21 protein-coding genes are annotated in these 23,621 nt (G+C 43.8%); 13 read left to right on the forward strand and 8 right to left on the reverse strand.

Features of this window, described 5'->3' with window-relative positions:
- The first annotated feature begins 256 nt into the window (after positions 1 to 256).
- From B3R91_RS09025 to B3R91_RS09035, 3 genes are all read left to right on the forward strand, one after another.
- Positions 257 to 475: a dodecin family protein gene (locus B3R91_RS09025; RefSeq protein ID WP_286797303.1), complete on the forward strand. Its 219-nt coding sequence runs from the start codon at positions 257 to 259 to the stop codon at positions 473 to 475.
- Positions 476 to 692: 217 nt separating this feature from the next.
- Positions 693 to 1,748, forward strand: a complete 1,056-nt coding sequence (locus B3R91_RS09030) for a 5'-nucleotidase (RefSeq protein ID WP_286797305.1) — start codon at positions 693 to 695, stop codon at positions 1,746 to 1,748.
- 41 nt (positions 1,749 to 1,789) lie between these two features.
- Positions 1,790 to 2,395, forward strand: coding sequence for a rhomboid family intramembrane serine protease (locus tag B3R91_RS09035; RefSeq protein ID WP_193032242.1), 606 nt, complete (start codon positions 1,790 to 1,792; stop codon positions 2,393 to 2,395).
- Between the two features lie 125 nt (positions 2,396 to 2,520).
- Here B3R91_RS09035 and B3R91_RS09040 read toward each other — a convergent pair whose 3' ends face one another.
- The 3 genes from B3R91_RS09040 to B3R91_RS09050 form a co-directional block, all read right to left on the reverse strand.
- Positions 2,521 to 3,066, reverse strand: coding sequence for a hypothetical protein (locus B3R91_RS09040; protein WP_286797307.1), 546 nt, complete (start codon positions 3,064 to 3,066; stop codon positions 2,521 to 2,523).
- A gap of 126 nt (positions 3,067 to 3,192) precedes the next feature.
- Entirely contained in the window at positions 3,193 to 5,061 is a 1,869-nt protein-coding gene (locus B3R91_RS09045) for a sodium:solute symporter family protein (protein WP_286797309.1), read from the reverse strand.
- 4 nt (positions 5,062 to 5,065) lie between these two features.
- Positions 5,066 to 5,326 (reverse strand): DUF4212 domain-containing protein, encoded by a 261-nt coding sequence (locus B3R91_RS09050; protein ID WP_144298090.1) that lies wholly within the window; start codon positions 5,324 to 5,326, stop codon positions 5,066 to 5,068.
- Positions 5,327 to 6,118: 792 nt separating this feature from the next.
- On the opposite strand from B3R91_RS09050, the gene B3R91_RS09055 reads away from it, so the two are divergent.
- The gene (locus B3R91_RS09055; RefSeq protein WP_068406960.1) at positions 6,119 to 7,615 is read left to right on the forward strand and encodes an alanine/glycine:cation symporter family protein; all 1,497 of its coding nucleotides are present in this window, start codon (positions 6,119 to 6,121) and stop codon (positions 7,613 to 7,615) included.
- 108 nt (positions 7,616 to 7,723) lie between these two features.
- Here the strand turns inward: B3R91_RS09055 and B3R91_RS09060 are convergent, their stop codons facing one another.
- On the reverse strand, positions 7,724 to 9,361 hold the full coding sequence (locus B3R91_RS09060) for an electron transfer flavoprotein-ubiquinone oxidoreductase (RefSeq protein ID WP_286797325.1): 1,638 nt from the start codon (positions 9,359 to 9,361) through the stop codon (positions 7,724 to 7,726).
- Between the two features lie 677 nt (positions 9,362 to 10,038).
- On the opposite strand from B3R91_RS09060, the gene B3R91_RS09065 reads away from it, so the two are divergent.
- The 4 genes from B3R91_RS09065 (at position 10,039) to B3R91_RS09080 (ending at position 13,549) form a co-directional block, all read left to right on the forward strand.
- A complete protein-coding gene (locus tag B3R91_RS09065) occupies positions 10,039 to 10,773 on the forward strand; it encodes a DUF1285 domain-containing protein (RefSeq protein ID WP_406947881.1) in 735 nt (244 codons plus the stop codon).
- A gap of 44 nt (positions 10,774 to 10,817) precedes the next feature.
- Positions 10,818 to 11,822 carry a glutamate racemase gene (gene murI, locus B3R91_RS09070; protein WP_200663460.1) on the forward strand — a complete coding sequence of 335 codons (1,005 nt, stop codon included), beginning with the start codon at positions 10,818 to 10,820 and terminating at the stop codon, positions 11,820 to 11,822.
- Positions 11,823 to 12,049: 227 nt separating this feature from the next.
- Positions 12,050 to 13,078 carry a DUF4062 domain-containing protein gene (locus B3R91_RS09075; RefSeq protein ID WP_286797313.1) on the forward strand — a complete coding sequence of 343 codons (1,029 nt, stop codon included), beginning with the start codon at positions 12,050 to 12,052 and terminating at the stop codon, positions 13,076 to 13,078.
- 174 nt (positions 13,079 to 13,252) lie between these two features.
- Entirely contained in the window at positions 13,253 to 13,549 is a 297-nt protein-coding gene (locus tag B3R91_RS09080; RefSeq protein ID WP_068406968.1) for a hypothetical protein, read from the forward strand.
- A 156-nt stretch (positions 13,550 to 13,705) separates the two neighbouring features.
- Here the strand turns inward: B3R91_RS09080 and B3R91_RS09085 are convergent, their stop codons facing one another.
- The 3 genes from B3R91_RS09085 to msrA all read right to left on the reverse strand — a co-directional run bounded on the left by B3R91_RS09085 (position 13,706) and on the right by msrA (position 16,725).
- Positions 13,706 to 15,199 (reverse strand): lytic murein transglycosylase, encoded by a 1,494-nt coding sequence (locus B3R91_RS09085; protein ID WP_286797315.1) that lies wholly within the window; start codon positions 15,197 to 15,199, stop codon positions 13,706 to 13,708.
- Between the two features lie 205 nt (positions 15,200 to 15,404).
- On the reverse strand, positions 15,405 to 16,082 hold the full coding sequence (gene tmpT / locus B3R91_RS09090; protein ID WP_286797317.1) for a thiopurine S-methyltransferase: 678 nt from the start codon (positions 16,080 to 16,082) through the stop codon (positions 15,405 to 15,407).
- A 121-nt stretch (positions 16,083 to 16,203) separates the two neighbouring features.
- Entirely contained in the window at positions 16,204 to 16,725 is a 522-nt protein-coding gene (msrA, locus tag B3R91_RS09095) for a peptide-methionine (S)-S-oxide reductase MsrA (protein ID WP_068406975.1), read from the reverse strand.
- 285 nt (positions 16,726 to 17,010) lie between these two features.
- Between msrA and cmoA the strand changes: the two genes are divergently transcribed.
- Together cmoA and cmoB are read left to right on the forward strand one after the other, a co-directional pair.
- Positions 17,011 to 17,814, forward strand: a complete 804-nt coding sequence (cmoA, locus tag B3R91_RS09100; protein WP_191691949.1) for a carboxy-S-adenosyl-L-methionine synthase CmoA — start codon at positions 17,011 to 17,013, stop codon at positions 17,812 to 17,814.
- An 82-nt stretch (positions 17,815 to 17,896) separates the two neighbouring features.
- Positions 17,897 to 18,928 carry a tRNA 5-methoxyuridine(34)/uridine 5-oxyacetic acid(34) synthase CmoB gene (gene cmoB, locus B3R91_RS09105; protein WP_286797319.1) on the forward strand — a complete coding sequence of 344 codons (1,032 nt, stop codon included), beginning with the start codon at positions 17,897 to 17,899 and terminating at the stop codon, positions 18,926 to 18,928.
- Between the two features lie 35 nt (positions 18,929 to 18,963).
- Here cmoB and B3R91_RS09110 read toward each other — a convergent pair whose 3' ends face one another.
- Entirely contained in the window at positions 18,964 to 19,182 is a 219-nt protein-coding gene (locus B3R91_RS09110; RefSeq protein ID WP_068406984.1) for a DUF2788 domain-containing protein, read from the reverse strand.
- Between the two features lie 383 nt (positions 19,183 to 19,565).
- Here B3R91_RS09110 and argS point away from each other — a divergent pair, with 383 nt between their 5' ends.
- The 3 genes from argS to B3R91_RS09125 all read left to right on the forward strand — a co-directional run bounded on the left by argS (position 19,566) and on the right by B3R91_RS09125 (position 23,566).
- Entirely contained in the window at positions 19,566 to 21,395 is a 1,830-nt protein-coding gene (gene argS, locus B3R91_RS09115; protein WP_271133403.1) for an arginine--tRNA ligase, read from the forward strand.
- A 138-nt stretch (positions 21,396 to 21,533) separates the two neighbouring features.
- Positions 21,534 to 22,367 (forward strand): SPOR domain-containing protein, encoded by an 834-nt coding sequence (locus B3R91_RS09120; protein WP_191691953.1) that lies wholly within the window; start codon positions 21,534 to 21,536, stop codon positions 22,365 to 22,367.
- Between the two features lie 104 nt (positions 22,368 to 22,471).
- Positions 22,472 to 23,566 (forward strand): PTS transporter subunit IIC, encoded by a 1,095-nt coding sequence (locus B3R91_RS09125; RefSeq protein ID WP_286797323.1) that lies wholly within the window; start codon positions 22,472 to 22,474, stop codon positions 23,564 to 23,566.
- Positions 23,567 to 23,621 lie beyond the last annotated feature (55 nt).

Raw genomic sequence — 23,621 nt, forward strand, 5'->3', positions numbered from 1 at the left:
GTCATCGTCAGCTCTCTATTCCTGAATCGCCCCTCAACTTAATTGTTGAGGGGCTTTTCTTTGTCTAGCGGTTGAGGTTAGAAAACTATTTTACATATCCTAATACATAACTTAACAGCTATGTATTGTTGAGATGACTTATTAAAGCTATGATTATTACAGTTCATGTTATCGATGCAGGATTACTAGAGAAACATGGGCTTTTATAAATGAACTTAATATCATAAAAATTAATAATCACAAGGATGAGATGATTATGACTATTGCAAAGAATATTGAAGTAAGCAGCACCTCAGAAACAAGTTTTGAAGACGCTATTCAAAAAGGCGTGGCGCGTATCGCCAAAACCGTTAACAATGTTCAAGGTGCTTGGGTAAAAGAGCAGAAAGTTGGTATTACCGATGGTAATATTAATAAGTATCATGTCATTATGATTGTGAGCTTTGTCATTAATGAAGATACTGACCTTAGTTAATCATTATTAATAATATAGAATTACTTATAGACCTGATTTATTAAAAAATAAAAAGCCTGTGTATGCAGGCTTTTTTTATGTCTTTTAATCCGTCATAAAACAAAGGTTTACTCATAGAAATTTCTTAACATTATAGATTGAGGTAGATGTAGTAAACTGGTCGTTTGATATTTTTAACATAATTTTTTTAACAAAGTTTTTATAAATAGAGAAAGCTATGGCAGTTGATTTTACCAATACCTTAATTGTTGCGATATCAGCGACGGCTTTATTTGATTTGTCAGAATCTGAAAATCATCTGGTAGCGTTATTGCAACAGCGACCGTATGAGGCGATTAAAGAATTCCGCGATTATATGGCTGAACGTGAAAACGATCCGCTCAGCATCGGTGCTGGCTATCCGCTTATCAAAGCGTTGCTAAATTTAAATAACTATTGCAATGATTGTGAAGGGCAGAGTTCAGGTATTGATACACCGCTGGTTGAAGTGGTGATTGTCTCAAAAAGTAGTCCGGATACGGGTATTCAAGTGCTCAATGCGATTCGTGAACATGGTTTAACCATTTCTCGCTCGGCGTTTATATCCGGAAGCCCTATAGCGCCTTATATTAAAGATTTTAATGTGGATTTGTTTTTGACCACCAATCGTGATGACGCTCAGCAAGTTGCCGATGCCAATATTTGTGCCTGTGCGATATTAGATGCCACACCAGTAAATACTTATGAGCTCGATACTAAGCAGCTGCGTATCGCATTTGATGGTGATGCGGTATTGTTTGATGACTCAGGTGAGCTGCTTTATAAACAAAAAGGGTTGCGGGCTTTTCATGAGCGTGAAGCCGAAATGCGGGATTTGCCGATAGAAAAAGGACCTTATGCAGAGCTGTTGATTAAGCTGTCAAAAATGCAAGAGCGATTGCCTGCAAGCTTGCATACTTCTCCCATGAAGATAGCGTTAGTCACTGCCCGTAATGCCCCTGCGGACTTACGGGCGATTAAAACGCTACGTGATTGGGGTGTTGATCTCGACATGGCATTTTTTTTGGGCGGACTTGAAAAGACGGCAGTATTAAAAACCTTTGCGCCACATATCTTCTTTGATGATTCGGTTAAACATATTGATGCCGCGCGTAATTTTATGCCAACGGCGTTGGTTCCTTATCATTCGACCTCTTTGCTGCATGCCAAGAGTGTATTAACGGCAGAAGAAGACACCTCATCATTGTCATTTAAGCCTGTAAAAAGCACATTGTCTTCTGTGAGCGAGCAATAGGGTTTTAATAACATTCAGAGGTTTAAAAGATAAGGTTTGTTATGAAGTGGCAGCAATTATTTAGCTTAATAACGCGCAGAATTAAGCAAGTTTTTGGCTTATATGCGTTTGTTCTTATACCGATGTGGGGCATGTTTTTTCTCAATGAAACGCTGCTTTTCGGGCTATGGAATATCTTTGGGATTGTGCCACGGGCGTTAGATTTAGGTAGTATGATTGGGGTAGTTGCGTCATGGACGATGCATGGCAATTTTTCTCACTTACTTGGCAATACGTTGACGTTATTACAAATTTTATTTTTGTTCGGACTATTTGAAAATAATGCTTATCGTACGGTAATTAAATTGATCGTGGCGTCAGGATTGGCGACTTGGATTATCGGTTCGCCGTTGTCGATTCATATTGGCGCGTCGGGGCTTTGTTTTGCGATGCTCGGTTATATGATAGGCGGAGCGTTATTTGCGCGGCGCTGGGGTTATCTGCTTGCTTGCATCGTCATGGGAACTGGTTACTGGTTGACCATCAAACAAGGTTTGATGCCACAGCAAGGTATCTCATTGGCGGCGCATTTTGGCGGACTATGCGCCGGCTTATTATTGGGGGCAAGCTCAAAGCATGCTTATACCAGTATCAATATGCGTTATTAACGCCAATCTCAACTTATCGTAGGCTTTTGATTTTTATAGAATTTAAAATTCTAATTGTTTTAACTGAAATTTTAAAAACTAAGTAAACCAATACCTTAGAAAAATAAGTTGAGAGTGGGGTGTTATTAACTTTTATTGATACAAACGTTGATATATAACGGATCATTTTTTTCTAATGGCCGCCACTTAGTGGTTTGCTTCACATGCTTATCAATGCTCAGCTTACTATCCTTTTCTTGCAATACATAATCGGCGCGGGCAGGGGCAGCACAGTCAATAACTTGCGGTACTTGCTGCACACTTCGACGTCGCTCAAACAAATATAAATTCACCAAATAAACATCTGGATTATCGGCATTGGCGCGAGCATGGCCGCTATCCGCTGCCATAAAACGAAAGGTTTGTGGTTTGATATATGACCAAGGACGAAACCATGTGCTCTGTTCAACTTTTTTAACCACATGCACGCCGTTAGGTAGTTGCGCAGTTTGCTGCTCGAACCAGCTATATTCTTGGCTGATTTGAAAGCCAAAGATGCCAATCGCACCAAATAATGGAATCAGCCATCTTGGGGCTTTTTTTCCTGCAAGTTTGCTGAGATGAGTTATGATTAGTGCTATCCCAGCCATACCAAATCCGGCAGCTATGGTGGCGATAAACTCAAAAAGCATAAGATTTTTCCTTAACGCCATCAGCGCATTTAAAACCAGTTCATAAAAAGATAAAAAAATCACTCACAAGCAGCTGCTGCCGGTGAGTGATTATCTTACAAAGAATAGCACATAGTATCGTCTAGATTAGTGATCGATTGCGCCGCCAGCTCCGCGTGGAGAACGAACACTTTCAACCAATTCTTGGATATGCGCTGGCGGTGGCGTCGTTGCATAAGAAACAATAAATGCCACGATAAAGTTCAGTAATGCACCAACCGCACCAAACGATAATGGCGAGATACCAAATAACCAGTATTCTTCAGTATCAGGGAAGTTTGCAGTACCTGTGATGAAGAACCAGCCTTTAAAGACGAAGATATAAACTAAGATACTAATCAAACCCGTTAACATACCAGCGATAGCGCCCAAGTTATTAATACGCTTAGAGAAAATACCCATCATCAATGCAGGGAACAGTGAAGCACCTGCAATACCAAAGGCTAGTGCCACAACCTGTGCGGCAAATCCTGGCGGGTTAATACCAAGCCAAGTCGCAACCACAATCGCAATTGCCATCGTAATACGGGCAACTTTTAGCTCGCCTGCATCAGTAATGTTTGGATTTAAGTTACGTTTAATCAAGTCATGACTGATCGCTGATGAGATGGCGAGTAATAGGCCAGCTGCCGTTGAAAGCGCTGCGGCCAAACCACCGGCGGCGATAAGACCAATAACCCAACCTGGTAGCTGTGCAATTTCTGGGTTAGCCAATACTAAGATATCAGCGTTGACGTCAAGCTCGTTACCTGCCCAGCCTCTATCAACAAAGATACCATCACGCTCTAAAGCATGCTCAGCTTTTGCTTTGTCAACTGCAGCCGTTGCAGCAGCGACATCACCGCCGTCAGTAGTGGCAGCCGCTGCTGCGAGCTCAGCTGCACCAAGTCCGCTATCGCTATAGAACTGGATACGACCATCGTTATTTAAATCGTTATATTTAATAAGACCGGTGTCTTCCCACGTTCTCATCCAGTCTGGGCGTTGATCGTACTCGATAGCAGGCTCTTCAACACCTTGTGGATAAATGGTATCGATTAGGTTTAGACGCGCCATCGCACCTACTGCAGGAGCAGTGAAGTATAGTAGCGAGATGAAAACCAAGGTCCAACCAGCCGTCCAGCGCGCATCCGCAACTTTAGGAACGGTGAAAAAGCGAATGATAACGTGTGGTAGACCTGCAGTACCAATCATCAGTGATAAAGTAAATAGCACCATGTTTAGCTTGTTCGGTACATCAGCGGTATAAGCGGTAAAGCCTAAGTCGACGACGATTTGGTCAAGCTTGGTTAGGATAGGAATACCTGCTTCAGTATGGTTTGAGAACAAACCAAGACCTGGAATCGGGTTGCCCGTCAGCTCAAGTGAGATAAAGACGGCAGGAATGGTATACGCAATCATTAGAACCACATACTGCGCAACCTGCGTGTAGGTAATCCCTTTCATACCACCCAGTACGGCATAGAAGAATACTACAACAGCGGCAATAATCAGACCGGTAGTGCTTTCAACTTCTAAGAAGCGTGAGAATGCCACACCAGCACCGGTCATCTGACCGATAACATAAGTGGTTGAAGCAATAATCAAACAAACAACCGCAATCATAGCAGCAGTTTTAGAATAAAAACGGTCGCCAATAAAATCTGGAACCGTGAACTTACCAAATTTACGTAGGTAAGGCGCAAGCAGCATGGCCAGTAGAACGTAACCACCCGTCCAACCCATCAAATAAGTTGAGGCCGCATAGCCGCCAGTAGCAATAATACCTGCCATCGAGATAAATGACGCGGCACTCATCCAATCAGCAGCCGTTGCCATACCGTTTACTACAGGATGGACGCCGCCGCCAGCAACATAAAACTCACTGGTTGAACCTGCACGTGCCCACCATGCAATACCGAAGTATAAAGCGAAAGATAGACCTACAAAAATAATATTAATCGTAAATTGACTCATAGGGCTATTCCTCGTCTACACCATATTGTTTATCTAACTTATTCATACGCCACGCGTAGAAGAAAATTAAAATGATAAATACGCCAATGGAACCTTGCTGAGCGAACCAAAATCCTAGGTCAGTACCGCCTATTCGAATCCCTGTTAATAATGGTCGAAATAAAATACCGAAACCGTATGAACAGAGGGCCCAAATAATGAGGCAACCTATAATGAGACGGATATTGGCACGCCAATAACCAGATGGATCGTTGTGGTTTTCCATAGGACAACTCCTTTTGTCTTGCCTAAAAACATAATATTTGATTTGAGCTTAATGAGTTATTCTTGTCTATCGCTTCAAGCGAAATTGTGTCTATAAAAAACCATCCTATAGACGATTCATACAAAATGACTCAACAGCTTAGCTGAAAAAATGCGCACAAATGAAAAATAATAAAAACCAAATACTAAAACGTGAACCAGTCATAAAGCGATTTAGTAGTCATTTATTTAACATTAAGCTGACTTAATCAAATAAACGACATCATAAATGCTAGGGTTTTTAAGAGTGTCTTGCAGAAAAAAGGGGATTTATAGAGGAAAAACGATGAAGGTCAACAATCCGCTGTCTTTTTACGATCCCGTCTTCCTGACAAGAGTCTTAAAGTTGTTAATACGTTAGTCATTCATGCCAATAAATCAATATCAACCGAATGCTAATATCTATAAAATCCACTCTATCATAGTTAAAAAAGGTGGTCGGTAATAAAGTAGACTTCTATAAGTGTTTAGAATATTTAATATTACTGAAATCGTACGATAAATGTCTAACCAATGCTACTGATTTGTTACATTCTCCATTCTATAGGACTTCAATAGTAAGTAACATTTATTTCAGAAATAGTTTTTTTAAATTAATAAAAAAATTTGATAGTAGTAGGCGTCTTAATCTCTATAGAATGCACACGGCATCTTATTAGTAGAGATGTTTAGCAGAATTATGAGCGGTATAATCAGTTAAATGTGTTTCTATATAAAAATAAGTAACATTTATAAACGTAAGTGAGGAGTAGGTATGAGTGACGGCATAGCAGGCTGGTTTAATAACATCGTGAATTACGGCGTTAGTATTATCTGGGGTAATAACGATTGGTTAATCGCCAGCAATCCTTGGTATGGATTGTTGATGTTTGTGTTGATTGGGGCTGGTCTATATTTCACCGTTGCTACGCGTTTTATTCAGTTTCGTCACTTTGGTCATATGTGGCAGTTATTACGAGTGTCAAACCAAGGCCGTAAAGATGGCGGTATCAGCTCGTTTGAGGCGCTGATGACGTCTTTAGCGGCGCGCGTCGGTACCGGTAATCTGGCAGGGGTAGCGATCGCTATCTATCTTGGTGGACCGGGCGCAGTATTTTGGATGTGGATGACGGCGCTCGTCGGTATGTCGACCAGTTTTATCGAGTCAACCTTAGCCCAAGCTTATAAAGTGCCGCATAATGACAATGTTTACCGCGGTGGACCGGCTTACTATATCGAAAAAGGTTTGGGCAAGCGCTGGCTGGCGATATTTTTCTCGCTTTGTTTGCTGGTTGCGTTTGGTTTGGCGTTTAATGGCGTGCAGTCGAATACGATTGCGCAGGCGACCAATGAAGCGTTTGGTGTTCCAACATGGATGACAGGGTTAATACTGGTCGCGCTCGTCGCACCAGTGGTATTTGGCGGACTACGCTCGGTTGCACGTATCGCAGGTAAAATCGTGCCAGTCATGGCGATTCTTTATATCTTGTTGGCGCTTTATATTATTATCACCAACTTTAGCGAATTCCCAGCAGCCGTTGCCTTGATCGTAAAATCAGCCTTTGGCTTTGAGCAAGCGGCGGGCGGTGTGATTGGTTATGGTATTGCGCAGGCGATGATTAACGGTATCAAACGCGGTTTGTTTTCGAACGAAGCGGGTATGGGTTCAGCGCCCAATGCGGCAGCGACGGCAAAAAGCCATCCTGACCATCCAGCGGTGCAAGGCTTTATGCAAATGCTCGGTGTCTTTATGGATACGCTGGTTATCTGTACGGCAACCGCGGCGATTATTATACTTTCAGGTGTCGTCGATCCAAATGTCGAACAAGAAGGTATTCAATTAACCCAGTTGGCACTGTCGCAGTATGTGGGCGATATGGGCGTAGTTTTTGTCGCGATTGCAATTTTCTTCTTTTCGTTTACCTCTATCATTGCCAACTACAGCTATGGCGAGTCCAATCTTGAATTTATCTCTGGTGAAAAAAATGCCAAAGTCATGATTATGATTTTCCGTTTTATGGTTTTAGGCATGGTATTTGTTGGTGCTATTGCTAGCTTACCTGCTATTTGGAACTTCGCTGACTTATCAATGGGTCTCATGGCACTCGTCAACTTGATAGCGATTTTAATCTTGTCGCCAGTGGCGCTTAGAATTTTGCGTGATTATGAAAGACAAATCAAAGAAGGCAAAACCGGCGAGCAAATCAAATTCGACCCCGATGACTTTGTAAAATTAAGAGATGAAGCCAATCGTGATGCGTGGACTGATTAGTATTTTTTAGTAAGCTAAAAAGTTATGCTGTCGAAGCTATAAATATAAAAAAACCGCTCTTATATTAAGAGCGGTTTTTTATTAAGCCATAATTATCTCAAACATGATTTACATGTTTGGATAGTTAGGACCGCCGCCGCCTTCTGGCGTTACCCAAGTAATGTTCTGTGACGGGTCTTTGATATCACAGGTCTTACAATGCACACAGTTTTGCGCATTGATAACAAACTTAGCACCTTCGGCATCTTTCACCACCTCGTAAACGCCAGCTGGGCAGTACAGACGCGCAGGCTCAGCATACAGCGGTAAGTTAATTGAAACAGGCACCGTAGGATCGGTGAGTTTCAGATGCGTCGGTTGGTCTTCAGCGTGGTTGGTGTTGGAGATAAAGACTGATGACAGCTTATCAAATATCAGCTTACCATCTGGCTTAGGATAGGTTGGCTGATAAGCATGCGCCGCACGCTCTAGCTGATCATAATCTCTCTTATTATCATGAATGGTCAAAGGCATTTTACCGCCAAGCAAATTTTGCTCGATAAAGGTAAAGGCGCCGCCCATCCATTGACCCATACGGTGCATGGCTGGGGCAAAGTTACGCGCTTCGTAGTTGTCTTGATACAGCCATGATTCTTTATACATGGTGCTATAGGCAACCACGTCGTCATATTCACGGCCTGCTTGTAACGCTTCAAAAATCGCTTCAGCCGCCAACATACCTGACTTCATTGAGGTGTGCGTACCTTTGATTTTGGCAGGGTTTAAGAAGCCTGCATCATCACCGACCAACACGCCACCTGGGAAGGTGAATTTTGGTAAGGAGTTTAAGCCGCCTTTGGTCAACGCACGCGCGCCGTATGACAGGCGTTTGCCGCCTTCTAAGACGTTGCGAATGACTGGATGAAGTTTTAGGCGCTGCATCTCATCAAACGGTGACATATAAGGGTTTGAGTACGATAGGTCGATGACCATACCAAAGCTGACTTGGTTGTTTTCATCGAAGTACAACCACCAACCGCCAGATGAGCCGGTATCCGTTAATGGCCAACCTGAACCATGCATGACCACGCCTTGCTCGTGCTTCTCTGGGCTGACTTCCCATAGCTCTTTTAGACCGATACCATAATGCTGAGGGTCTGAGTCTTTATCAAGCGCGAAACGGCTGATGAGGCGCTTGCCCAAATGTCCACGGCAACCTTCGGCAAAGATGGTATATTTACCTAGCAGCTCGTAACCTGGCTCAAAGCTTGGCTTGGCTTCACCATTGGCAGCTACGCCCATGTCGCCGGTCAAAACCCCTCTTACCGAACCATCATCGTTATATAAGATGTCGTCGGCAGCAAAGCCTGGAAACATCATGACTTCAAGCTCTTCTGCTTGCTCAGCTAACCAGCGAACGACGTTGCCCAATGAGACAATGTAGTTACCTTCATTGTGCATGCTGGCGGGTACGATAGAATCAGGGAGCTTGGTTGCTTTGGTCGCAGAACCGAGCATATAAACGCGGTCTTCAATGGCAGGTACGTTTAGTGGCGCGCCTTTTTCTTTCCAATCTGGTATCAGCTCGTTTAAGGCGCGCGGCTCAATAACCGCACCAGATAAGGTGTGCGCACCAAACTCTGAGCCTTTTTCGACCACACAAACCATGAACTCATCATTGCCCGCTGCAAGAGCAAGCTGACGCAGACGAATGGCCGCTGATAAACCCGCTGGGCCGCCGCCGACGATGATGACATCAAATTCCATTGATTCACGTTCGATTTCAGGCTCAGTAGTTTCTGGTTCTACGGCTGGCTCGGGCGTTGCTTCTGTTGCAGTAGTGGATTCTACTGGCTCAGCGGCAACTTCTGTCGCCTCAGTTGCAGCGCTTTCTTCAGTAGTGGCGACTTCTTCTACGGCTACATCAGTATGTGCGATGTCGCTATTTACAGTGTCGTTACTGACAATGTCATTATTAACAACGTCGTTGCTAACAGTGTCATTATCAACAACAGGCTTTTGATTGTCTTGCTCTTGCATACCTACTCCTAAACTTTTAGTGGCTTATCTCAGGGCATCATTAGCTTAACAATTGAATAATAAAGCTTGCGGCGCTAACGTTACTCAGACATATGGCTGCCCGATAAGAACTGTCTTTGCGGCATCAATTGACGACGTTAAGCGTACAAAGATTGACGTAAAATCTAGCACCCATAACGTAAAATGTGTTGTTAATTCAACACCCACTGAACCATTGCAAATAAATAATCGTTACTCATTATAAAAGAAAAGTCCTACAAACACGATACGCATTTCTGGGTATCAATGTTAAGGTAAGAGGGAAATAATGGGGGTACAATGACGATAGGCTTTCATCATACCCGAAACAAAAATTTATAGTAATAATAGATGCGCCAAACTTTGATTACTACATAAAGGATTTTATGATGAATGACGATAATAAAAACGACAATTCTAATGATAAAGATAGCCTCAAAGTCACGAATGACAAGGTATCTGCGCCAAATGGTATGGATGCTTTGAGTCAGTATTTTAAGTCAGCGCCAAGTATACGCGAAGGGCGCGCTATACCGCCGCTTGAGAACTGGCATCCTGAGCAAGTAACGGACATGGATCTAACCATCAAAGCCAACGGCGAGTGGTGGCACGAAGGCGGGCACATGACCCGTCAGTCATTAGTCAGTTTGTTTGCCACTATTTTGTGGAAAGAAGAAAATAATGGCGCGGTTGAGTATTTTTTAAAGACACCGGTACAAAAACTGCGTATCCACGTAGAAGATGCGCCGTTACTGATTAACGATGTTGGTATCGTTGAAGAACAAGGTGAAAGCTGGCTAGAATTTACGACCACCACCGGTGATGTAGTGCGTTTAGATGATGAACATCCGATTAGTTTGCGTGCTTATACAATGAAAGACTCTGATGACAATAGCCATTCTGACAAAAGTAAGAATAAAGAAGATAATAAAAGTACAGAAAGCTCTACGCAAATTCGTCCTTATATGATGGTACGAAACGGCTTGGAAGCATTGATTGGACGTAACGCTTTTTATCATTTAACAGAAATTGGTGAATTGACAGAGCGTGAAGGTGAGACGATACTAACGCTGCAAAGTGGTGATAACGCTTATACGTTATCAATGCCATCAGATTCATAATAGACTATATTTAATACTTATATAAGAACGGCGGTAAGAAAGCAATGAAGGTTGCCGTAAAAGCAGTGCCTGATAATACAAGCCTTGATATTATTGATAGCCTTGAGACGCACAAAACCACATTTATTAATGATAGTTTTAAAACGCTTAAAGCAGATGATAGCGTGATAAATAACGCGCTTAAAAAGGAACGCAGTGCGCCAATCGGCTTGTTCGATTCGGGCGTCGGCGGCTTGTCGGTCTATCTACATCTGGCTCAGCAATTACCGCATGAGCGTTACGTTTATTATGCCGATACCTTGCATGTACCGTATGGCAATCGTGATAGTGAAGACATTAAAGCCTTAACGCTCGCTGCAGTGGCATGGCTATACCAACAAGGCTGCAAGCTTATCGTCATCGCCTGTAATAGTGCTTCGGCGTATGCGTTAGAGACTGCCAGACGCTATTATCCGCAGCTGCTTATTGTTGGTCTGGTGCCTGCTTTAAAACCTGCGGTATTGGCCAGCAAAACTCATCACGTAGCCGTATTGGCAACGAAAGCGACGTTAAACGGTGCGCTACTAAATGACGTCATTACGAATGTTGCCATTCCTCATGCCACCAGAGTCTCCAAATACTTTGACCCAAACTTAGTCCCTTGGGTTGAGTCAGGTATGCCTAAAGACAGCAAAACGGCTCAGGATTTACGCCTGCAATTGCAGCAATTTTCGCAAGATGGCGTCGATCAGTTGGTATTAGGCTGTACCCATTATCCATTTTTTAAAGCGTTTTTACGCCAAGAAATTACTCAGCAGCAGTTAGCGCTACATATTGTCGATTCGGGGCATGCAATCGCTGAGCGCGTTAAGCAGCTATTGATAGCAGAACAGTTGTTAGCATTACCCGTTAAGGTATCAGCTAATGAAGCGTTAAATGGCCTAGCGACCGCTATAGATATACCGCCGGCTTTGACTTTTTATGCGACTAAGTATGATAAACAGCTCGGCGCTGTAGTGCGACGTTTATTGGGTAAACAGTCTCGTATACAGTATATTCTTTCGCCTTAAGCCCTTTTGTTTTAGTCTAATAGGGTTTTTTGCCTGTGCAATAGTGAAGTAGCTGTTATAATCCCGCAATATATTAGTGGAATTAGCAATAAATTAAACGTATTCGCGTAATATAATGCTAGGCTAGTATTTGCCAAACAGAATATTAGACAGGCTCTGATGCTATCGCTTTTCGATAACAATCGAGATAACTTTCATTTATATGACTAATAAGTTTAGAGGTGATTGTGTCAAACCGTCGCTATCATATTCACGTCATATGCGCTGACAACGACCAACTGTTGGTTTTAGACAGTGTGGCGATGTTTTTCCAAGGCCGCGCATTTTTAACCTATGACGTTTCTAGCAAATTACCCAAAGCGGCGTTATATGGTCGCCAGTGTATCGATGCTTGCGATTATGCGCTGATGATAATCGGTGATAGCTATGGCACGGCGCAAAATACTGGTGTCAGTCAAATGCATTTGAGCTATCTCAATGCCAAAGCCAAGCTCAAACCCTTGTTAATATTGGTCAAAAGTCATCATAACGAGGTCAATATCAGTCGGCAGCTGCAAGAATTCACCAACATGGTGACCAAAAAAGCCGATAAGATTTATTACTATGAAACAGAAAATGATATCGAGCAGCTACTCATTCAGGCCTTCTATAAAATGGTCGCCAATCATGAAGTAGGGGACGGCTGGGTAAGAGTGAGCGACGAGCTGATGAAAGCCAATAAATCGGCACTGGCCGAAGAAACGGCCACGAGCTTTTCTACCAAGAAAGCCAAACTTGTTCAATCTCGCCCTGCTGTTACCGATCATTTAGCAGCCGATAGTGTCAGCAAGCCACTGGTGCTGACAGACACTTTTGAGATTCAGTACAAAGCCCAAGCCTATGAAGGCGGTAATTTAACCGACGTCACCCGCCCTATGACTTTATCGTGGCAAGAAGTGCTCATCGCCTTAATAAAAATACCGGCTACCTTTTCAAGCTATGGTTTACAGAGCGCCATTAATCGCTTAATCGCAGTCAAAGCTGAAACAGATATCAAAAATGACATGCCAAATGTTCACGCGGTGGCACGTTGTCAGATTTATCAAGATGACTTAAACCAATTACAGCGGCAGTTGGTGGCGGCTAACTGGATTCAACTCACCACCTATGGCACGCGCGTGTCACAAGAGCTTTGGAAACTCACCTTTTATGCGAAGAGCTTATTGACAGGCACTGACGCCAACACTTCTAGTGCGCCAACTTTACCGCTTAGCTAGGGCAAATGCTCTCTGCTCTATTTATAATTTTATGGATAAAAAATCCATTTATAAAGCCGGCGCTTACCCTTTGTAATACAAAGCATACGTCTCTGTAGTTGTGAAGCTGAGCAATACCCGTAATAATAAGCGTATAAATACATAATAATGCTTAATAATTAGGGAGAACGAACAATGAGTGATGCCAAAAAAAATTTAAATAGTGAACTAACCAGCTTAGAAGAAACCATGCTTGAAGCCGACCAGTTTCGTACGCTCGAAGAACAAGTCGCCGATATGAAGCGCCGCGGCATCGACCCAACCCAAGCCTATAAGGACTTGGATAGAAAGGAAGAAGATGCTGACTGGGGTGATGCGACGTGGAAAGAAAACGGTAAATGGAAACCAAAAACGCCTGCGGATTTAGATGACAAAGCCCGCGAAAATTGGGATGGCGATAATGGCAAACCAAATCCGCCACCTGTTATCTAGTAGGTATTATTTAACAAAATAATAGAATGATGACCGTATTTTTTCCAATTTATTCAATTCATTTAATAAAAAAGCCACGCTCATTTGCGTGGCTTTTTTATTAGTCGCTAATACATGCTTGTAGATACTAAATAATTCATTCCTTAGCTTAGCTAATTATGAACCTTCATCGACACGTACAAGCTTTACCGTACCATCAGTACTGGTAACCCGGCGATAACGCGTATTGCCCGATGAGGTTGATGGTCTAACGGTTGGCTGCACAGACGGCTGTACCGAGTAGGGATTAGAGTTTGAGCTGCCAGTTTGCTGTTGAATCAATTGTCCCATACGGTCTGCAGGCGCAGGGTTTAAAGGACGACTGTTTGCTGGTTGTCCGTACGGATTGCCATATTGGGAAGTGCTTGCAGCACTATTACCAACGATGGCGCGATAAAATTTTTGTCCGGCGCGTCCATCGGCTGGAAAGATGCCATGGCTTGATTGATATTGCTGAATCGCCGTACGCGTATTATCACCAATGATACCGTCCACTTCGCCAATATCGTAGCCTGCATTTAATAATGCTTGCTGGATATCTTTAGATTGCTGACGGCTAATACCAGGGTCGTCCGTCGGCCAGGCAGTGACAAAGTCGGTTTTGCTGCTGTCTTCACGCGCGATTAAGTCTGATAAATGGGCAATTGCTAAAGCATAATTTTCTGAAGCGTTATACGAATAAAACGTGTCGAAGTTTTTACCCACCAAGAATGCTGGGCCATCAGTGCCGGCTGGTAATAATAAACCTGCGCTGCCCAAGGTAGAAGGCAGAGGGCTGCCGTTCGCCAATGTCAGCCCTTGATTGCGCCAATGGCTGATAGATTTTTTGTCTTTACGGTTTGATGCGCCCCAAAAACCACTTGGCAGTTTGACTTCATAACCCCATGGCTCGCCGGTACGGTAACCACGTTTGTCCAAAAAGTTGGCAGTAGAGGCGAGCGCATCAGGGACGCTATTAACCAAGTCGCGGCGGCCATCACCATCGAAATCGACAGCCAGTTCTAAAAAGGTACTTGGCATAAACTGCGTTTGCCCAAATGCACCTGCCCATGAGCCGGTCATATCACTAGGTGCGATATCGCCATTTTGCACAATTTTTAGCGCATTGGCATATTCGCCTTGGAAATAGCTTTGGCGACGATCAAAACATGACAGCGTCGCTAAAGATTCAAACAAGGGCTTTTTACCCAATGTCTGACCAAAGTTTGACTCCACGCCCCATACGCCCAGTACATGCTCAGCTTTGACCCCATAGCGCGATTCAATGCGGCGCAAGGTATCTGCCCATTGGTGCTTAGCGCGAATACCATCTTCGACCCGCTCTTTATCTACCAACGAAGACAAATAATCCCAAACGTCCTTTTGAAATTCAGGCTGGTAATTGAGTGACTGAATCACACTAGGGTCAGGCTGGCTTGGACGATAGTTATTAAACGTATAGCTATCGACGCCGCGGAATTTACTAGAGTTTTTTAAACCATCTAAGCACTGTTGAAACTGGCTATTAGATAAGTCTGGTGCTGGTGGTTTGGCCGCTTGCGCAGTACTGGCAAAGCTGAGGCCAACCGCGATGCTAAGTAGCGATAACGTAGAGGTCGAAGAAAAACGCATGGAAATATCCTATAAACATCGAAATAGTCATTGAAAGAGAACAAAGCTGAATTAAGCAGTATGAACTTAGAGTAACCAATCTCAATAGTAAAGAAAAGGTATCGAAGCACTCAGTTACTATAAATTGACGCGAGCGTGAGGTTAGAAGAGGGTTTGGCTATCATGCTTAAGCAAGATTTAGCGCTTTTTCGTGGTTTAGCTCCAGTTAATGAGTAAATGAAGGATTTAATAACCAAACATGTTCAGTTACGGCTAGCTCAGATGCCGCATTAAGGGTTGATGACTGGCTTTCAAGCTCGATAATTTTATAGTCGGTATCATAATACTGCTGTAACTGCTGCTGACTAATCGAAAAAGGCGGGCCGTCTTTTTTACTTTGGTCATAGTTTAGGGTGATTAATAGTTGTGGCGCATGATTGCTAAGCTTAACTATTTGCGCACTATAATCAGTACGCATCGTTGCTGGCAAGGCTATCAATGCTGCTCTATCATAAACGGCATTAATCTCGCCTATATCTATTGCGCTAATAGCAAAAATATCTGCTGCCCATAAAGTAATGGTTTGCCCAGCTAGCTGACCCTGATAGCGTTTTAAAATGGCGTTATCAGTAGCGCTCTTAAATTCAGCGATAGTTGGAATAACCTTTTGTTCAGCAAAGAATGCTTGTACAGCCGTTTCCACCAGCTCAATGCCAACGACGTCGTAGCCTGCGTGCGCAAGCCATACCATATCAACCGATTTACCACATAAAGGTACCAAGACTTGGCTACCGATGGGCACTGCCAGTTCAGAAAAATACTCGATTAGCTGAGGATTGACGTCAGACTTATGAAAGCCAATGCGGCCGTCTTGCCAGCGCTGTTGCCAAAATTTAGAATCCATACCTTTATTCCTAACCTATCTATGCTCTAAATATTTGGTATTATCATACCGCTAAACGCAATAAAAAAGCCAAGCGTCTTAACCCTTGGCTTTGATAGCGTATAAAACTCACGTTACTTGTTTAATTCACCATATACTGACTAAATTCTTTGCGTAGTTTGGCAAGTTTTGGCGGAATAGCAAAGTTACAATAAGCTTGACCTGGGTTTCTATTATAGAAATCTTGATGGGCGTCTTCAGCTTTGTAAAATTCCATAGCGGGATGGACTTCTGTCACCACATTAAGGCCCATGTCGCGCAATTTGTTAATGGTACGGTCGACCGTTGGTTTTTGCGCCTCATCGGTATAAAAAACCACACTGCGGTATTGGCTGCCGACATCATTGCCTTGACGATCCATGGTGGTGGGATCATGCGTGGCAAAAAACACATCAAGAACCACTTCTAATGGTACGATAGACTCATCAAATTCAACCTTGATGACTTCAACGTGTCCGGTATCACCGCCACAGACCGCTTCGTAGTTAGCAGAAACGGCATCGCCTCCCATATAGCCTGACACCACAGATTGCACGCCTTTTACGGATAAAAATACTGATTCGGTGCACCAAAAGCAGCCACCGCCTAAGATAATGGTTTGCATAATTGTTCCTATTATTATAGCTGTTATCATAGAGATGCGCTAAGGTCTTTATTTGGTTGCAATATCTCATCTTTCAATACTAATTTTATGTCTCAATATTGCCTTTATAAAGAATTAGCGTTACCTATTTAGCTTAGCAAGGCAGTTGCTCGCGATAAGTAACAAACAGTAATGTTATAATGGGCTTTTGCTATCTTTAAAGCACTGAGCAATTCACCATTTAATTAATATTTTATTTTTAAAGAATCAAAGTTTCATTATTAAAAAACGAACCACTATCAAAAAATGAGCAACCTCATGAGCCAAACTAAGCCTACTAACCTGACTAATAACACCGTAAAGCACGATACCTTATTTACCACGCCACTCGATAAAGCGGCGCGTTTTTCTTTTGATGAGCAAGTGGTGGCGTGTTTTCCTGATATGATTCGCCGTAGTGTACCCGGTTATGGTCAAGTGCTGGCGATGTTGCCGATATTCGCTCGTCGTCACTGTAAATACCGCCAGCAAGATGATAGCGGCCAGCGTGTCAGCCGTGTCTATGATTTGGGCTGCTCACTGGGTGCAGCAAGTATGGCGTTGGCAGGCGAGTTTGAGCCGCAAGATTTACAGATTAAGGCGATTGATATCTCACCCGCGATGACCAATGAGGCGAGCACGTTATTAACGGAGAATTATCCCGCGCATAACATCGAAGTCATCACCGCCGATATTCGTGATGTCGAGCTTGAGCCATGCGATATGGTCATTCTGAATCTGACGCTACAGTTTTTGCCCGCTGCCGATAGAGTGACAGTGCTTGAGAAAATTTATGCCGCATTAAGTGAAGGGGGTATTTTGGTATTGACCGAAAAAACCCATGCTTTTGATGAGCAGTATGATGCGTGGTTGGTTGAGCGTTATTATGATTTTAAACGCGCCAATGGTTATACCGAGATGGAAATCAGCGGCAAACGCAATGCGTTAGAGAACGTTTTGATTACCGATACCTTGGATGAGCATCATACGCGTCTAGCGCACGTTGGCTTTGAGCGTCATTTGACCTGGTTTCAATTTTTAAACTTTGTCTCTATTGTGGCCTTTAAATAATATTTAAACGCGATAGTAATAACGGCTCGACTTTTAATATAAATTTTTACTCTATCTTTTCCCCATATGGCAATCTGTTTTTATGCTTAACGACACCATTATTCACGCTGAACGCGAATTATATTTAACCTTGCTGTCATTGGCGCAGCAGCAGCCGAGTGCTTATGAGTGGCTCACGCGCTTACCAACGTGGCTTAATGCTATTAAAGATAAAGCCAATTACGCACACGCGCCTGCTTACCAAGCGTCGGTGGCACGTTTGCCAACAGTAGCGGCTGATGAAGTAGATTTGGACAGTGATGTATTAACGATTGCCACCAACCTCAGCGACTCTGAGCGTAAACAAACCTTAGCGCTACTAAAGCAGCTAATGCCGTGGCGTAAAGGGCCTTTCCAGATTGGTGGTCAGATTGGCGATGATGAGTCAGGTATTAAGATTGATACCGAATGGCATAGCGATTGGAAATGGCAAAGGGTCGCGCCGCATTTAGGCAATTTAAAAGGCCGGCGCGTACTGGATGTAGGCGGTGGCTCAGGTTATCACGGTTGGCGAATGGCAGGGGCAGGCGCGGAGACGGTCATCATTATTGACCCATCGTGTTTGTTTTATCATCAATTTATGGCTATTCGTCATTTTGTCGGCGCCGCTGATCATTATAAAACGCATTATATCCCTGTACCACTTGAAGCCTTACCGGAGCACAGTCAGCTATTCGATATCGTATTTAGTATGGGCGTGCTCTATCATCGCCAGTCGCCGTTTGAGCATTTGCAACAGCTAAAAGGGCAACTGGTTAAAGGTGGCGAGCTGGTACTCGAAACCTTGGTTATCGATGGTGACGCCAATACTGTCCTTGTACCGCACGACCGCTATGCGCAGATGAATAATGTCTATTTTTTGCCATCGGTTAAGGCGCTCACTGGCTGGCTAGAAAAAGCGGGGTTTAGCGAGGTACGCTGCGTCGATGTAGCGGTCACGTCGACTGAGGAGCAGCGCAAAACCGAATGGATGACGTATCATTCCTTGGCGGATTTTTTAGACCCTAATGATGCGAGTAAAACCATTGAAGGGTATCCTGCGCCGAAACGGGCAACCTTAATTGCAAAAAAATAGCGCTGGTTAGTTTGCGGTTGGCAAAGAGAGGTTGGTTAAATAAACCAACGTTTAAACGCCATCTCTATCAATACTTTTAGGATAAAACCGATAAAACCCGCACCTAAGGCCAAAAACATCCAAAAAGTACCAGCGCGACCAGCGTTAGACTGTTTTGATAAATCCCAAATAATAAAGAATAAGAAAGCAATAAAAATGGGCAATAAAATATACATGCCCCAACTGGTGACGGTACTAGAAGCAATGGCAAACATGGTTTTGTCCTGTCAGTGAAAGTGTGAAGTGCTGCGTTTTCTATCGTCTGTTTTTATATATGGTTATAAATGGCATCAGCATTTATAGCAGTAATAGATTAATGTTGCCATTATAACGCGGAATGAGGTTGCTATAAATGTTTCACCAACGTCAGACAACAGTAACGCTACAATCCGCCTAAATAGACTTGTATTGGCAGCCTATAATAGCCGTTACCTTGTCACTTGCGCATATCTAGTATAATAGCGGTGATTTTAATGCTATTTTTGGTTCAAATAGTGCAATAGCAGCTAAAGGTTGTTATATTTATAGGTTACTTATTTTTTCTGCCTTATCTTATATTACCCCAATTTTTTGTTCATTTATCTGAGTTTATAGTCCTATGTCACAAGCCCAAATCGATACGCTCGCCTCACTGTTTGACAGTGCCATTGAAGTCCTAAAAACGAACGGCGAACTACCGGCTGATTGGCAAAACAACAGCCAAATTACGCGTACTAAAGATACCAGTCATGGTGACTTTGCGAGCAATATCGCCCTAACGGCTGCCAAAGCTGCGAAAGCCAATCCGCGCCAGCTTGCTGAAAAAATCGTCAACGCCTTGCCTGAAAATCAAAATATTCGTCAAGTAGAAATCGCAGGCCCCGGTTTTATCAACGTCTTTTTAAATACCGAAGCCAAATTTGCGGTGTTAGACGATATCTTTAAATTGCAAGAACGCTTTGGTTTAAGCAAGAAATTTCAAGGTCAAAAAATCCAAGTTGAATTTGTCTCGGCCAACCCTACGTCTAGCTTACACGTCGGTCATGGACGCGGCGCTGCTTTTGGAATGAGCGTGGCAAATTTGCTTGAAGCCATTGGTTATGACGTCACGCGTGAGTATTATGTCAATGACGCCGGACGCCAAATGGACATTTTAGCGACCAGTACTTATTTGCGTTATCTAGAGGCCAACGGCGAGGCAGTCACCTTCCCAGTCAATGGCTATCAAGGCGATTATGTCAGTGATATCGCGCAAACGCTAAAAACCCAGCATGGCGACAGCTACGTTCATAGTTTTGCTGATATTGCAAAGGACGTAGCAGCAGATGCGCAGTTTGAAATAAATAATGATGGCGAAAAAGTACTGCTATCAGGCGATAAAGAAGCCCATATCGATGGTTTGATTGCCAATAGCAAAGCCTTGCTTGGCGCCGGTTATGAGCTGTTTTTAAATGCAGCATTGAGCAGTATTTTGGCTGATATCAAAGACGACTTAAATGACTTTGGTGTCCGTTATGAGTGCTGGTTTAGCGAAAGATCCATCGATAGCGAGATTGAGCCTGTTTTACAAATCCTTGATGAAAAAGGCTATTTATACGAAAAAGACGGCAATATCTGGTTTAAATCGACTGATTTTGGCGATGAAAAAGATCGCGTTGTGCGCCGTGCCAATGGTCAAAGCACCTATTTTGCCTCTGATATTGCTTATCATAAAAACAAGTTCGATCGCGGTTTTGATAAAGTCATTAATGTTTGGGGCGCTGACCATCATGGTTATGTGCCGCGCGTAAAAGCGGCATTGACGGCGCTTGGTATCGATGCCGACCGCCTTGATGTGGTATTGGTACAGTTTGTTGCCTTATGGCGCGGTAGTGAAAAAGTGCAAATGTCATCGCGCTCGGGCAAATTTGTCACCTTACGTGAGCTGCGCCATGAAGTCGGTAACGATGCTGCGCGTTTTTATTACGTCGCTCGTAAGCCTGAAGTGCACGTCGACTTTGACTTAGAGCTGGCCAAATCGCAAAGTAAAGACAACTTGGTTTACTACATTCAGTATGCGCATGCCCGGGTTTGCCGTGTGTTAGAAAAACTAGAAACCAGTGGTCTGCAAGTAGACGATATTACTGGCGCTGAAAAGCAAGCGTTACTAGTCGCACCAAGTGAAGAAGAATTGATTAAGTTACTTGCCGCTTATCCGTCAACCTTGCTACGCTCAGCGACAGGCTATGAACCGCATATCTTAACCAACTATCTAAAAGAGTTGGCGGCGTTATTTCATGGTTGGTATGATGGCAATCGCATCTTGCCGGTCAGCCTAACTTCAGGTGAAACACCAAGCCAAGTTGAGATGGATTTGATGCAAGCGCGTTTACGCTTATCTAAAGCCGTGCGTCAAGTATTGGCCAATGGATTGAGCTTATTAGGCTTGTCTGCACCGTCTAGCATGTAGTATAAAGGAAGACGGCTGTAGCCATTATTTGATGATAATTCTTCAATTCTAATCTAATCGACAGTGCTGATTCGATAAAGACAATTCGATTACGATAACTCGACAACGACAGATAATTCAGTAGGGAGAACGAGATCCATGTTAGCCAAAAAACCAAAAGGTGCCACTGAAAAACGCAAAACCAGTAGTGTGTCAGGCTTATTATGGATGTTTGTTGGGGCAGTATTGACGCTCATGATTGGGGTGTTTTTATACCTTTCACCCTTGTTTAACTTCAGTCCTGCGGGCAGCGGTGAGAGCACAGATGCTGATAGACAAGTTCAGCAACGAGTCAATACCGATACCGACAATGGTGATTATGAGTTCTATGATATTTTGCCAAATCAAGAGATGGCGACCATCCCTGATGAAGACTTTGGTGAAGGCAGTAGTAGTAGCCAATCCGGTCAAATCACTGATTTTGAGCCAGATGTAGTCGTTAATCAGCCAGAAAACACCGCGCCAAGTAATAATGATGCGGGTAATTTTGGTATCTCTGAGAGCACTACGATTGAGCCTAGTCGTAGCAACAACGCGAATAATGCAGCAAATAGTAGTAATGACGACGATATTGTCATCGTCGAAGAAGATGCGACTTATGATGGTACGCCAGCTGCCAATAATACAGGCGCGGCTGCAAACAGAGCTAATACAGCGAACGCTAGCAATGCTAGCATTCAGCCAGCGAAGCCTGCGGCGACTTATATTTTGCAAATCAACAGCTTTGGTGATGCCGATGAAGCAGACCGTCGCCGTGCACAAGTGTTGATGGCTGGTGTCGATGCTAGAGTGGTGAAAAACACTACCAGTAATGGCCTGCCTATTTATCAGGTGATTTCACGCCCGATGAATAATCGTCAAGCGGTTGCCACTGCTCAGCAGCGCCTGCAAAATAACGGTATTGATTCTATTATCGTTGAGCAGCGCCGTTAAACCTAAAGCATTGATAAAGAAAGCGTCAGAGGACGCTTTTTTTATCCCTTTTTTTTGATATGTTTCTTAGCTCCTTTCCGCAAACTCAATATAAGAGCATCATAATGACTGTAAATTCTTCAGAAACTGCGCCCGTTGGCATGATGAAAGCTTTTTTTCAAAAGTATTTTATCGATGCTTTTACCGGCATGGCGTTAGGGTTGTTTGTGACCCTTATCGCTGGTCTTATCATCTCGCAAATTGGTGGTTGGTTAAGCTTGTCAGCCTTGGTCGCAGTTGGCAAGCTGGCGTCAGTATTAATGGGCGCAGGTATCGGTGTTGGTATCGCCTACTACCTAAAAGCACCAACTTTGGTGATGCTAAGTTGCTTGGTTGCAGGGATGCTTGGCGCGCATTCTGAAGCTTTGATGGCGGGCAATTTATTTATCGCGCAAGAGGCAAGTCCAGCAACTTTCGTTGCTGTGCCCGGTAATCCAATTGGTGCTTATTTGGCTTCAGTATTTGCTTATCGCGCTGGTACTTGGATCGCTGGCAAGACCAAGCTCGATATTTTGCTTATCCCTTTAGTGGTATGTACGGTGGCACTCATCGTCTGTGCGCTACTTAATCCTCCAGTCGTCGCTGCGGTCAACGCCATTGGTCAGGGTATTCAAGCAGCGACTGAATTACAGCCGCTACTCATGGGTATCGTCATAGCAGTGGTGGTCGGGATTTTATTGACGCTACCGACCTCAAGCGCGGCTATCTGTATCGCTATTGGACTTGGTGGTTTAGCAGGAGGGGCAGCGGTCGTTGGCTGCGCGGCGCATATGATTGGCTTTGCGGTGGCCAGTTTTAAAGACAACGGCGTCAGTGGTGTCATATCCCAAGGGCTGGGCACCAGTATGCTACAGATTCCTAATGTCCTTAAAAAACCGCTCGTACTATTGCCTGCTGTGATTGCCAGCGCCATCGTTGGTCCTATCGCAACCGTTGGCTTTGGGCTAGCTTGCACAGCAACTGGCGCTGGTATGGGCACGGCAGGACTGGTTGGGGTGTTTGGCGTCATTGAAGCATCACAAGAAATCATGAGCAGTGCTCAGTTGTGGACGGCGATTATCTTATTGATGTTTGTATTACCAGCGCTCATTGCTGGTGTGGTCGCTTACGTGATGCGCCGCCTTGGCTGGTTGGTCGATGGCGATATGAAATTGCCTTAAATTAAAGATAAAGCTAAAGCACGCCAATTATCCTGTAAGCATCCGACCATCCCCT

This window comes from Psychrobacter sp. UBA6291 (assembly GCF_002439405.1).
Lineage (GTDB): Bacteria > Pseudomonadota > Gammaproteobacteria > Pseudomonadales > Moraxellaceae > Psychrobacter > Psychrobacter faecalis.